General features: G+C 66.9%; 10 protein-coding genes and 1 pseudogene. 8 read left to right on the plus strand and 3 right to left on the minus strand.

The window, feature by feature from the left end:
* The 6 genes and pseudogenes from EO174_RS22755 to EO174_RS22780 all read left to right on the plus strand — a co-directional run.
* Positions 1 to 330: pseudogene (locus EO174_RS22755) on the plus strand (xylosidase); the annotation flags it as partial.
* 140 nt (positions 331 to 470) lie between these two features.
* Positions 471 to 1,529: a LacI family DNA-binding transcriptional regulator gene (locus EO174_RS22760; RefSeq protein WP_024939515.1), complete on the plus strand. Its 1,059-nt coding sequence runs from the start codon at positions 471 to 473 to the stop codon at positions 1,527 to 1,529.
* A gap of 637 nt (positions 1,530 to 2,166) precedes the next feature.
* Complete coding sequence (gene kduI, locus EO174_RS22765) at positions 2,167 to 3,021, plus strand: 5-dehydro-4-deoxy-D-glucuronate isomerase (protein WP_104585805.1); 855 nt, start codon at positions 2,167 to 2,169, stop codon at positions 3,019 to 3,021.
* A 195-nt stretch (positions 3,022 to 3,216) separates the two neighbouring features.
* On the plus strand, positions 3,217 to 3,972 hold the full coding sequence (gene kduD, locus EO174_RS22770; RefSeq protein WP_115675601.1) for a 2-dehydro-3-deoxy-D-gluconate 5-dehydrogenase KduD: 756 nt from the start codon (positions 3,217 to 3,219) through the stop codon (positions 3,970 to 3,972).
* Positions 3,973 to 4,241: 269 nt separating this feature from the next.
* Entirely contained in the window at positions 4,242 to 4,904 is a 663-nt protein-coding gene (locus tag EO174_RS22775) for an RpiB/LacA/LacB family sugar-phosphate isomerase (protein ID WP_126947686.1), read from the plus strand.
* A 222-nt stretch (positions 4,905 to 5,126) separates the two neighbouring features.
* Positions 5,127 to 6,245 carry a GDSL-type esterase/lipase family protein gene (locus EO174_RS22780; RefSeq protein WP_164740312.1) on the plus strand — a complete coding sequence of 373 codons (1,119 nt, stop codon included), beginning with the start codon at positions 5,127 to 5,129 and terminating at the stop codon, positions 6,243 to 6,245.
* A 205-nt stretch (positions 6,246 to 6,450) separates the two neighbouring features.
* Here the strand turns inward: EO174_RS22780 and EO174_RS22785 are convergent, their stop codons facing one another.
* Both EO174_RS22785 and phhA read right to left on the minus strand, forming a co-directional pair.
* Positions 6,451 to 7,095 carry a DUF4375 domain-containing protein gene (locus tag EO174_RS22785; protein ID WP_126947689.1) on the minus strand — a complete coding sequence of 215 codons (645 nt, stop codon included), beginning with the start codon at positions 7,093 to 7,095 and terminating at the stop codon, positions 6,451 to 6,453.
* A 68-nt stretch (positions 7,096 to 7,163) separates the two neighbouring features.
* Positions 7,164 to 8,054, minus strand: a complete 891-nt coding sequence (gene phhA, locus EO174_RS22790; protein WP_126947692.1) for a phenylalanine 4-monooxygenase — start codon at positions 8,052 to 8,054, stop codon at positions 7,164 to 7,166.
* A gap of 127 nt (positions 8,055 to 8,181) precedes the next feature.
* Between phhA and EO174_RS22795 the strand changes: the two genes are divergently transcribed.
* Positions 8,182 to 8,664, plus strand: a complete 483-nt coding sequence (locus EO174_RS22795; protein ID WP_104585793.1) for an Lrp/AsnC family transcriptional regulator — start codon at positions 8,182 to 8,184, stop codon at positions 8,662 to 8,664.
* 224 nt (positions 8,665 to 8,888) lie between these two features.
* Complete coding sequence (locus EO174_RS22800) at positions 8,889 to 11,087, plus strand: TonB-dependent siderophore receptor (RefSeq protein ID WP_126947695.1); 2,199 nt, start codon at positions 8,889 to 8,891, stop codon at positions 11,085 to 11,087.
* A 361-nt stretch (positions 11,088 to 11,448) separates the two neighbouring features.
* Here EO174_RS22800 and EO174_RS22805 read toward each other — a convergent pair whose 3' ends face one another.
* Positions 11,449 to 12,486 carry a patatin-like phospholipase family protein gene (locus EO174_RS22805; RefSeq protein WP_126947698.1) on the minus strand — a complete coding sequence of 346 codons (1,038 nt, stop codon included), beginning with the start codon at positions 12,484 to 12,486 and terminating at the stop codon, positions 11,449 to 11,451.
* Positions 12,487 to 12,771 lie beyond the last annotated feature (285 nt).

A 12,771-nucleotide genomic window follows, 5' to 3' on the forward strand; every position in this document is an offset into this window, starting at 1 on the left:
CTGCTGTTCTACAGCGACAAGCTCTACGCCGGCGTCGGCAGCAATGGCGAGCAGTTCGTCATGCACCGCTACGGCGAGGAGCGCCCGGCCAAGCTGGCGCCCAGCAGCACCGGCGGCAGCGTGTGGCTGCGCGTCACCAACAACCGCCACATCGTCACCATCCACAGCAGCACCGACGGCACCACCTGGACCAAGTACCCGGTGCAGATGGAAGTGTCCGGCTACCACCACAACGTGGCCGGCAAGTTCCTGGCCCTGAAACCGGCGCTGTATGCCGCCGGGCAGGGTCAGGTGGAGTTCCGCAACTTCCGCTACCGCGCCCTGGACTGACCGTTCTGCATTGGCGGGCATGTCGCGGCGCACCGGGCCGCGGCGCGTCCGGTGCTGCGGATGCGGGACATCGGCAAGCCTGCGACGGCTTGCCGGCCCGCTGGCCGGTAGAATCCATTCAACTCGAACGGTTGACCGCTATGCCCGCCCGCAAGATGCCCGAAGAGGGAATGCCTGGCCTGCCGAAGGGCAAGGTAGCCACGATCAACGACATCGCCCGGATGTCCGGGGTCTCCAAGAAGACCGTCTCGCGGATCATCAACAACTCGCCGCTGGTGCGGCAGGACACCCGCGAGAAGGTCGAGGCGCTGATGCGCGAGGTCGGCTACGCGCCGGACCCGCTGGCGCGCGGGCTGGCGTTCCGGCGCTCGTTCCTGATCGGCATGGTCTACGACAACCCCACCGCGCAATACATCGTGGACATGCAGTACGGCGCGCTGGACGCGCTGCGCGGCTCCAGCTTCGAGCTGGTGGTACACCCCTGCGACAGCCGCAGCCCCGGCTACATCGAAGGCGTGCGCCGCTTCGCCCAGGCGCAGAAGCTGCACGGGGTGATCCTGGTGCCGCGCGCCTCCGAAGACCAGGCGCTGGCCGACATGCTGGCCGAGATCGGCTGCCGCTACACCCGCATCGCCTCGGTCGCGCTGGACACCACCTCGCAGACGGTGATCACCCACGACCGCGACGGCGCCGCCGAGGCGGCCGATTACCTGCTCTCGCTCGGCCACCGCGACATCGCCCTGGTCACCGGCCCCAGTGCCTACCGGTCCTCGATCGAGCGCACCTCCGGCTTTGCCGACGCGCTGACCCGGCGCGGCATCGAACTGCCGCCCGAGCGCATCGTCGAAGCCGGCTACACCTTCGAATCGGGCGTGGCCGCGGCCGAAAAGCTGCTGCTGGGCAAGAAACGCCCCACCGCCATCTTCACCGGTAACGACGAAATGGCCGCCGGTATCTACAAGGTGGCGCTGCGCGCCGGCATCAGCATCCCGCGCCAGCTGTCGGTGATCGGCTACGACGACAGCTCGCTGGCCTCCCGGCTGTGGCCGCCGCTGACCTCGGTGCGACGCCACACCCGCGACACCGGCCGAACCGCCGCGGCGATGCTGATCCAGCCCGACAACGCCCCCCAGCTGCCCACCGCCAGCGTGCGCCCGCACCTGATCGTGCGCGACTCCTGCCAACCGCCGGAAGATTGAGCGCCGCGCCGCGCCGTGCCGCAAGATTTGAGGGCCGCGCGTCACGCCCACGCGGTGCTGGCTTCCGCTCCACCTTGCAGGACAGTGTGCCCGTCGAGGTGAGAACAGCTGGCTTGTTCGGCCAACGGCTGCCCCCCATCCGCCCTTCGGGCACCTTCCCCCCGCAGGCGGGGGAAGGCAGTCCGCCGATCGCTGCCGTGAAGCCCCTCTCCCGCCTGCGGGAGAGGGGTTGGGGTGAGGGCAAGGCGGCAGACAGCCATCTAAGCGCAACGTAGGCATGCGGCAGAAACGCGCCAGAAACGCGCCAGAACACCCCTCACCGTTCAAGCCGCACACCCGACACGCCGCGCCACCCTGCAGGGCGTTGTGACCGTCAGGGTGAGAACAGCTGGCGCGTTCGGCCAACGGCTTGCCCGATCCGCCCTTCGGGCACCTTCCCCCGCAGGCGGGGGAAGGCAGTTCGCCGATCGCTGCCGTGAAGCCCCTCTCCCGCAGGCGGGAGAGGGGTTGGGGTGAGGGAGGGGTCGCCGCACTGTCGAACCCCCATCGTGCACTGCGCAATGACACCGGTTAACCAGTGCCGGTAGAATGGCCGGGTGCAAGCCAATCCCCCCGCGCTTGGCACCGGAGATCGCGCATGTCCCTGTACTGCAAGACCCACTACGCCACCCATCCCGACGCCATCAAGGGCGCCAGCAACGACGACCTGCGCGAGCTCTATCTGCTCGATGGCCTGTTCGTCGACGATGCGGTCACGCTGAAGTACACCCACTACGAGCGCTTCGTGCTCGGTGGCGCGGCGCCGCTCGGCACCGCGTTGGAACTGCCCAGGCAGACCGAGCCGGCCTCCGCCGCCGGTCATGCCTTCCTGGAGCGCCGCGAGCTGGGCGTGATCAACGTCGGCGCGGGCACCGGCACCGTGACCGTGGACGGCACCGCCTACACGCTTGGCCCCAAGGATGGGCTGTACGTGGCAATGGGCAGTACCGATGTCAGCTTCGCTTCGGACGACGCCGCCAACCCGGCCAAGTTCTATCTGGCCTCGACGCCGGCGCATGCGCGCTTCGAGACAAGGCAACTCTCGATCAAGGATGCCGTGGCCCTGGACCGCGGTGCGCTGGAAACCAGCAACGAGCGCACCATCTACCAATACATCGTGCCGGCCACCTGCCAGTCCTCGCAGCTGCTGCTGGGCCTGACCGTGCTCAAGCCGGGCAGCGTCTGGAACACCATGCCGCCGCATCTGCACGACCGCCGCAGCGAGGTGTACTTCTACTTCGATCTCGGCGCCAACGACCGCGTCTATCACTTCATGGGCGAGCCCGAGGCGCAGCGCCACATCGTGATCCAGAACAACGAAGCGGTGGTGTCGCCGCCGTGGTCCATCCACATGGGCGCCGGCACCAGCAATTACGCCTTCATCTGGGCGATGGGCGGCGAGAACCTGGATTACACCGACATGCACGTGCTGGACATCTGCCAGCTCAAGTAAGCCTGCTTCTCGCCATCGTTCGCTTTGGTAAAGCCTGCGATCCAGGCCCGCACCGGCAGCGCCAGCGCGCTCCACCTCAGGCGTTCGCAACGCAGCAGTCGAAACGCAGCAGTCGAAACGACATCAACGCATTCTGCCGCGCGCCGCGCGGCTCACTCATCACAACGTGGCACATCCAGCAGGAGCGATAAGGTAATGAGCAATCCGTTCAGTCTCGAAGGCAAGGTCGCACTGGTCACCGGTGCCAACACGGGCCTGGGCCAGGGCATCGCGCTGGCACTGGCACAGGCCGGCGCCGACATCGCCGCCGCCGGCATCCAGGCGCCGACCGAGACCGAAGCACTGGTCAAGGGCCTGGGCCGCCGCTTCATCGCCATCCAGGCCAACCTGATCAGCGTCGAGCCGGTCGAGCGCATCCTCAAGGAAACGCTAGACGGCCTGGGTCGCCTGGACATCCTGGTCAACAACGCCGGCCTGATCCGCCGCACCGACGCGGTGGATTTCAGCGAGCAGGATTGGGACGACGTGATGAACGTCAACCTCAAGTCGGCCTTCTTCATGGCGCAGGCCGCCGGCCGCCATTTCATCGCCCAGGGTAGCGGCAAGATCATCAACATCGCCTCGATGCTGTCGTTCCAGGGCGGCATCCGCGTGCCGTCCTATACCGCCAGCAAGTCCGGTATCGCCGGCATCACCCGCCTGCTGGCCAACGAATGGGCCAGCAAGGGCGTGACCACCAATGCCATCGCGCCCGGCTACATGGCCACCGACAACACCGCCCAGCTGCGTGCCGACCAGGACCGCAACAAGGCCATCCTGGACCGTATCCCGGCCGCGCGCTGGGGCGTGCCGGCCGACCTCGGCGGCACCGCGGTGTTCCTGGCCAGCAGCGCCTCGGACTACGTCAACGGCGCCATCATCCCGGTCGACGGCGGCTGGCTGGCACGCTGAGTCAAACGCGCTTTCCTGCGGGCATTGCGTCATTCCTTCTCCCTCGGGGAGAAGGTGCCCGCAGGGCGGATGAGGGCCGGCAGGCACGTATATCGACCAGCGGCGCGCGGCAGGCCCCGCAACGTTTCGTCCGTTGTCGGTCAGCGTCTTGATCCTTCCCGGACAAGGCACTGGAAAAAGCGGATCAAGACAGCACCCAAGCGCACACACCAGCCACATTCCACATCCACATTCGAAACAACGTCCCCAAACCCAATCGGAGCATTCCCATGAAAATCGCACTCATGAACGAGTTCAGTCAGGCCGGCAAGAACCCGGTGATCCTGCAGCAGCTCAACGACGTTGCCGGCGAGCAGGGCCACACCGTCTTCAACGTCGGCATGGACGGTGACAACGACCATCGCCTGACCTACATCCACCTGGGCATCGTCGCCAGCCTGCTGCTGAACTCAAAGGCCGTGGACTTCGTCGTCGCCGGCTGCGGTACCGGCCAGGGCGCGATGATGTCGCTCAATGCGCATCCGGGCGTGTTCTGCGGCTACTGCATCGAGCCGACCGACGCCTACCTGTTCGCCCAGGTCAACAACGGCAACGCGTTGTCGCTGGCATTCGCCAAGGGCTATGGCTGGGGCGCGGAAATCAACGTGCGCTACATCTTCGAAAAGGCCTTCAGCGGCGAGCGTGGCCTGGGCTACCCGGCCGAGCGTCGCGAATCGCAGGCCGCCAATGCCGGCATCCTGACCCAGCTCAAGCAGGCCACCGCCAAGTCCTACCTGGACGGCCTGCGCGCCATCGACCCGGAGCTGATCAAGCAGGCCGTGGGCGGCGAGCGTTTCCAGCAGTGCTTCTTCGACAATGCGCAGGACGCCGAGATCCGCGCCTTCGTCGCCGGCGTGCTGGGCAAGCCCGAAGCCACTGCAGCAGCTGCGTAATTAGCCACTGCGTTTTAGCCCCTCTCCCGCCGGGAGAGGGGTTGGGGTGAGGGTAAGGCGGCAGACAGCTGGCCTGAACGGGGAGGCTTGAAAGGCTTGAGACGACAGTATGGCCGTCCAACATTTCCTGTGCCGCCGCATCCTCATCCGCCCTTCGGGCACCTTCTCCCGATGGGAGAAGGAACAGCGTCGCGCACTTAGCATTTTTTACCGGAGCCCACCATGCGTCTGTTGCTCCTCGCATTGCTGCTGCTCTGCGCAAATAATGCCCGTGCCGACCCACATCGCATCTTCATCGCCGGTGATTCCACCGCTGCCGAATACGGTGCAGAGCGCGCGCCGCAAGCCGGCTGGGGCCAGGTGTTGCAGGAGTGGTTCGACCCGGCGCAGTGGCAGGTGCGCAACCATGCCAAGGGCGGCCGCAGCACCCGCAGTTTCATCGCCGAAGGGCGCCTGGACACGATCGCAACAGAGCTGCAACGCGGCGACATCCTGCTGATCCAGTTCGGCCACAACGACGCCAAACGCGAAGACCCCACGCGCTACACCGATCCGGCCACCGACTACGCGCAGTTCCTGCGCCGCTACATCGCCACCGCGCGCGACAAGGGCGCCACGCCGATCCTGATCACCCCCGCAGCCCGCCTGCTCTACGACTTCGGCGCGCTGCTCGACACCCATGGCCGCTACACCCTGGCCATGCAGCAACTCGCCGCGCAGGAACACGTCGGCCTGATCGATCTCAACGCCAGTTCCAGCGCCTGGATCCGCGCCCTCGGCGAACAGGCGGCCAGACCCTATTTCCTGTTCGTTCCCGAACAGGGCAAGGCCGATGGCACCCATTTCAGCCGCGCTGGCGCCACGGCCGTGGCGTGCCTGGTCGTGCAGGGATGGGTGCAGCTGCAACCTGGTCTCGCAGCACAGCTGCGCCGCGATGCCGACTGCGGCGCAGCTGCCGACACCGCCGCCCAACGCGCGGCGCAGGCGCATCCCTCGCTGGTGGTACACGAACGCGACCTGGCACGCCCACAACCCGGCCCGCACGGCGGCGCCGGCCCCACCACGGCGTATCCGTTCTTCGCCGATGCGCCCGACCTGAAATTCGTGCTGCGCAAGCGCGTGCTGCACAAAGGCGCCGGCATCGGCCTGCACCTGCACGACAAGGACGAGATCTACTACATCGTCAGCGGCCGTGGGCTGTATGCGCTGGATGGCAGGCAATACGCAGTCACTGCAGGCGATGCGCTGCTGACACGGCCGGGAAGTACGCATGCCTTGCAGCAGGCCGGCGAGGAACCACTCGTGCTGCTGTTGGCCTATCTTCCCAAGCCAGCAGGGTGAGCCGTCATCTTGGTGCATCGCAGATGGCGGCACGGCGGATGCGTTGCCCAACCATTGCCTGCCCCCGGCACTGTCGCTCGGTCCCGGCCGCAGCCCTGTTCGCAAGCCGACGACCGTCGGCAGCATGTGCCGACAACGCGTGTAGCGTCGATGCGCACCATCGCCACCTGCCGCCCGCACCTGTCCAGCGGCCAGCGTGCGCGTGTTACGCCTTGTCGACCCCGTAGTGGGTCAGCCCCAGCCGGGCCAGTTCGCCGCAGCGGCGGTAGTAGACCTCTTCCCAGCCATCCACGCGCTGGCGGTCAGTCTCGCTCATGGCATCGAGGATGTCTTCGATGCTGAGCAGGTTGGGGTCTTCTTCCAGGCGTTCGAATACCGTGCCCAGGCCTTCGATCGCCTGGCGCGCCTGTGCCGCGCCCATCGCGCCCAGCCCCTGCAAGGCATCGCGCCGGGTGGCGGCATCCCAGCGGTCGAAGTAGCGCGCATAGCCGCTCTCGCTCATGTCCGCATCCAGCCGTGCCAAGGCCACCAGCTCGCGCTCGCCCGGCGAGAGGGCATCCATGCGCCCGCGCAGCGCGCCCAGTTTGGTTTGCGCGCGTGCGCTGCGCCGGCGCCACAACAGCTCGGGCATGTTGAGCAACCCGTCTGCCGTGGGGGGCGCCACTGCCGGCCAGTTCACCCCGAAGCCGTCGTCGGTGAGCTGCCACTGCGCACGCTGCGGCGGCGCTGCCTTGAACAACAACCGATGCGCCTGGATCGGCTCGTCGATGCGGATGCCGTTGGCCAGGGTGAACAGCAAGCGGGTGTCGTCCAGCTCCAAACGCCGGATGCGAAGCTGCGTCAGGTCCATTGAGCGAGGGCGGTGTGGGAAGGGTCGACCATAGTCCGGCTCGGCGGTGGTGTCGAGTCGGTGCAGCCTCAGACGTCGCCGTCTGTGCTCCAGCCGTCGCCGCTGCCGCGCTGCAGGACCCGATCGGTGTCCAGCACCGTGCCGGCCGGCACCTGCGCCTGCTGCGCGAGATCGGCATAGATCGGGGTGAAGTCAGGTGCGGTGGCGTCCATCAACTGCGCAAAGCTGTCGATGACGAAGTAGGTCTTCTGAAAGCTGTCGATGCGGTAGCGCGTGCGCATGATCCGTTGCAGGTCGAAGCCGATCCGGTTGGGCGCCGGCGATTCCAGCGAATGCAGCGATTCGCCCTTGGACGACACGATGCCGGCACCAAAGATGCGCAGCCCCTGCGGCGTGGCGATCAGGCCGAATTCCACCGTATACCAATACAGGCGGGTGAGGTTCTGCAGTGCGTCCGCACCGATGCCGTGTGCCTTGACCCCGCCACGGCCATAGGCCTGCATGAAGTCGGCAAACAGCGGATTCATCAGCAGCGGCACGTGCCCGAACAGGTCATGGAACAGGTCCGGTTCGGCGATATAGTCGATCTGCTCGGGGCGGCGGATCCACCAGGTCACCGGGAAGCGCCGGTTGGCCAGATGCTCGAAGAAATCCAGCTCCGGCAGCAGGCCTTGCACGCCGACCAGGGTCCAGCCGGTGGCCGCCTGCAGCACCGCATTGAGCGCATCGAAGCGCGGAATGTGGGTCTCGCCCATGCCCATTGCATCCTGCGCCTGCAGGAATTCGTCGCAGGCGCGGTCCACCAGCAACGCGCGCTGCCGACGGTACAGGGTGCCCCAGGTGGCGTGGTCGTCGGCGCTGTAGCCCTCCCACGGCTGCTCGATCACGGCGGTGGTGTAGACCGGCACATAGCCCTTGTCGGTGAGCTGGTTTTCGACGCGTTGCGGTGCGGTGTTCATGCGGCGGCGGTTCCCGATGATCAGCGCTCACCTTAGCCCGGCGGCCACGCAACGGGATTGCGAATCTTGCGTGCCCAAGTGTTTCAGGCGCAAGATTCGTGCGTTATCCACTGCTGCTGCGCAACATATGGACCAGCCAATCGCCCTGGACCGCACCGATCTGCGGCTGCTCGCGCTGCTGCAGACGCAGGGCCGCAGCAGCAACGCGGAGCTGGCGGTGCAGGTCAATCTGTCGGCCTCGGCCTGCCTGCGCCGCACCCAGCGGCTGGAGGCGGCCGGCATCATCGCCGGCTACGGCGCGCGCCTGGATGCCAGGGCGCTGGGGCTGGGGCTGCAGGCCTTCGTGCGGGTACAGCTGGAGCAGCACGGCCAGGCCGATATCGAACACTTCGCCGCGGGCGTGCGCGGCTGGGACGAGGTGGTGGCCTGCTGGGCGCTCACCGGCGACATGGATTACCTGCTGCAGATCCAGGTGCGCGACCTGGAGCATTTCTCGCGCTTCCTGCTCGACCACCTGCTCAATGCGACCGGCGTGTCCGACGTCAATTCGAGCTTCGTGCTGCGCACGGTGAAAGCGCCGGAAGGCTTGCCGCTCTCGCATCTGGGCTGATCCGGCCGGTTGCAGGACAGTCACGCACGCACTGTGACTTGCCTCTCAAACGCAAACGATTTACATTTACGTAACATCCGGCGGCGTCCGGCATGTCTTCTCGTCGATCCGCCAGCCCGGCAGGGCCAGCCAGCTCGTCGCCCGAGTGGGACGCGCCGCGCATGCCTGCGCTTTCCTGCCCCGTGACGCCACGCGTCCCGCACCGATCGATGAGAAACCTTCCAATGCCCGCGATTTCCCCCCCTTTGGCCACGTTGTCCGCTGCCTTGCTGTGCGCGTTGGCGCTGACGCCCTGTGCTGCGCGTGCCGCCGATGCCGCCGATGCAAGCAACGCCAAGACGCTGGACCAGGTCAACGTCAACGGCGCGGTGAGCCGCGCACAGCCGGCCACCACCACGCGCCTGCCGCTGACCCTGCAGGAAACCCCGCAATCGGTGAGCGTGATCGGGCTGCAGCGGCTGGAAGAGCAATCGTTGTTCAGCATCGACGATGTGATGCGCAACGTCACCGGCGTCAACGTGTCGTTCTACGACACCCAGCGCCCGCTGTATTACGCACGCGGCTTCCAGATCACCGACTTCCAGGTCGATGGCCTGCCCACCTACAGCGGCGCGACCAACCAGGAATACGACACGGTCTTCTATGACCGCATCGAGGTGATCCGCGGCGCCAATGGCCTGCTCACCGGCGCCGGCATTCCCTCGGCCACGGTCAACCTGCTGCGCAAGCGCCCGGGCAAGGACTTCGATGCCTCGTTCGCGGTGAGCACGGGCACCTGGGATTTCCGCCGCATGCAGGCCGACGTCAATGCGCCGCTGACCGACGACGGACGCTGGCGCAGCCGCGTGGTGGCGGCCTGGCAGGACCGCGACTATTATTACGACCATTACCACGACAACAAGATGTCGGGCATGGCGGTGCTGGAAGGCGACCTGACCGACAGCACCACGCTCACCGTCGGGTATCAGCGCCAGGACAACACCCCCGTCGGCTCGACCTGGGGCACGGTGCCGTTCTTCGCTGCCGATGGGTCGCCGGCCAACCTGCCGCGTTCGACCAACATGGCGCCCACGTGGAGCCGCTGGCAGCGCGAGACCAGCACCGCCTTCGCCAACCTCGAGCAGCGCTTCGGCGAGAACTGGTTGCTGCGCGTCAACTACGCGCACACCAAGGGCGATGTGCAGAGCCTGCGCGCCTATGGCACCGGCTATCCGGCCGCCGATGGCAGCGGCATCTTCCTGCGCACTGCCGCCGGCGAAACCAGCGATGCGCGCGACGGCGTGGACGTGTACCTGTCCGGCGGTTTCTCGTTGTTCGGCCGCCAGCACGATGTGGTGGTCGGCGGCAGCTGGCAGGATCTGCAGTCGACCTCCTACGGCGTCGCGCAGACCTATCCCGATGACTGGGCCACCTGCGGTGGCGAACGTTGCTATTTCATCCCCAACATCCGCAACTGGGATGGCGATATCTCCGAAGTGACGTATGCGCGCAACGGCCGCCGCAGCGAAGCACGTACCACCCAGCGCGGCGTGTATGCCTCCACACGCTTCCGCCTGGCCGACCCGCTGTCGCTGATCGCCGGTGCCCGCCTGAGCTCCTGGGAAACCCGCACCCAGGCCTTCAGCACCAGCGGCGCCTACACCGGCACCAGCGGCCGCTACGAGGTGAGCGACGAAGTCACCCCGTACGTGGGGCTGGTCTACGACATCGTGCCGGACGTGTCGCTCTACGCCAGCTATACCGAAATCTTCAATCCGCAGAACTACCGCGACAAGGACAACAACCTGCTCGCCCCGGTGGAAGGCTCCAACCTGGAGGCCGGCATCAAGGCGCAGGTGTTCGACGGCCATGCGATGGCCACCGCCGCCGTGTTCGAGGCCAAGCAGGACAACTTCGCCGTGCGCGACATGACCCAGCCCGAATCCTCGCTGCCGGACGGCAATTCAGCCTACATCGGCATCAACGGCACCAAGAGCCGTGGCTGGGAAATGGATGTCAACGGCGAGATCCTGCCCGGCTGGACCGTCAATGCCGGCTTTACCCACGTCAAGGTGACGCGCCCGCCCACCGATGCGATCTACGCCAACCTGCCCGAGGATTACCTGCAGCTGTCCACGCAGCTGCGCCTGCCCGGTGCCTGGGAGCGCCTGAGCATCGGCGGCGGCGTCAGCTGGCAGAGCGCGGTACGCGGCTTCAACATCGCGCGTCCCACCGGCGACGTCACCGGCGCCACCACGCCGGTGACGGTGGTGCAAAACGCGTATGCACTGGTGCACTTCAACGCCAACTACCGCATCAGCGATCAATGGACCGCCACGTTGGCGGTACGCAATGCCTTCGACAAGCGCTACTGGGCCAACCTGGATTACCAGAACTACGGCGAGCCGCGCTTTGTCAGCGTGTCGTTGCGTTGGCGCTATTGAGCCGTTGCCGTTGCCGTTGCCGATGATGCGGATGCGTTACCGGTAAGGCATCGCGGCCAGGGCCGCTCCTACACGAGCGGCCCTGGCTGAGCCGTTGGCCACCGCACCCGACGTCACCGTAGGAGCGGCCCCGGCCGCGACCCACCGGCATGCCGTCAGTCCCCCAAAACGCCGCGCCCTCGTAGGAGCGGCCCCGGCCGCAACCCCGCCCGGCACATCGACACAGCAGCAATACCGCAGTCGCCCCACGCATCGGCGTTAAAAGTGCGCATCGCAAAACAGGCACGCCACACCCGCGTCGCTCCGCATGGCCGTGCGCGGTACCCGCATCACCTCCGCATTTCCTCGCACTGCATCGGCCTCACGGCGCGACGCAGGCCTCGTCCTTGTCGCGCAGTTTCTGCCAGCGCGAGCGCTCTGCCAGACAGCGCCGATACGCGTCCGCCTTGGCGGCGGCTGCCTGCTCGGCGGCAGTACGCGTGGCGCTGCTGCGCTGCGCCTGCAACTGCGCGATCCTGGCGCGGATCTGCGGCATTGCCGCCATCGCGGCCCGTTCGCCTTCCAGGATGGCCGCACCACGCTGGTTGAAATCGGCCGAGCCGATGTCGCTGACCTTGGGGCGGATCACCACGTCGGCACGCTTGAGTTCGGCCTCGCCCAGGCGCTGGCCCATGATCGAGATCGACTGGTTGACGGTGCCGAGCAGGTCGCCGGGATTCTTGCCGCTGGCCTTGCTGGAGATGTCCACTGCCACCACGAATTCGGCGCCGAGCTGGCGCGCGGCATCCACCGGTACCGGGCTGACCACGCCGCCGTCCACATAGTGGTATTGGCCGATGGTCACCGGCTCGAACACGCCGGGAATGCTGCTGGACGCGCGCACCGCCTGGCCGGCATTGCCGCGCACGAACACGGTGCGTTCGCCGTCTTCCAGCCGCGTGGCGACCGCAGCGAACGGCTTGCGCAACTTGTCGATCGGCTTGCCGCCCAGTTGCGCATTGACGTAGTCCTGCAGCTTCTGGCCCTGCACCAGGCCGCCGGAGAAGATCCGCACGTCGCGGATGCTGGTCTGGTCGAGGGCAACGGCTTTTTCCTGCATCTGGAACGCATCCATGCCGCTGGCATACAGCGCCCCGACGACGCTGCCGGCGCTGGTGCCCGACACCACCACCGGCGCAAAGCCGTTGGCTTCGAGCATCTTGATCACGCCGATATGCGCAAAACCCTTGGCCGCACCGCCGCCGAGCGCAATGCCGATCTTCACCGGCTTGGGCGCGCCGGCAGACGGCGCCTGCACGACCGGCGCCGGTGCCGCCGGACGTGGCTCGCCGCCGCAGGCGCAAAGCAGGCCGAGCAAGGACATCAGGGCGAGAAGGCGGGGGCGGCGGAGCGCGGTCATGGCGGAAATGTCGATGGGAAAGGCGAGGGAGAATACACGCGTGCCATCACTGTGGCGCTGATGGTCGGCGTGCGTGGAGATTACTCAGAACGGCATCGTTTGCAGGCGTTGCACTCCTGGTCCCGGCAAGAAGGGCGAGCGGGTTCATTCGTGCGATGACCGCAGCCACCTGCACGCAGCACGGAACCAGAGCCCTCTCCCCGCGGGGGCGATAAGGCACTGCTTGCGCGCCATGACGCGCGTGCCTTGGAGCGCCCGCGCCGCAAGCGCGGGGCGGGGGGGGAG

The sequence above is a fragment of the Xanthomonas sp. BRIP62418 genome (assembly GCF_003993495.1).
Classification (GTDB): domain Bacteria; phylum Pseudomonadota; class Gammaproteobacteria; order Xanthomonadales; family Xanthomonadaceae; genus Xanthomonas; species Xanthomonas euroxanthea.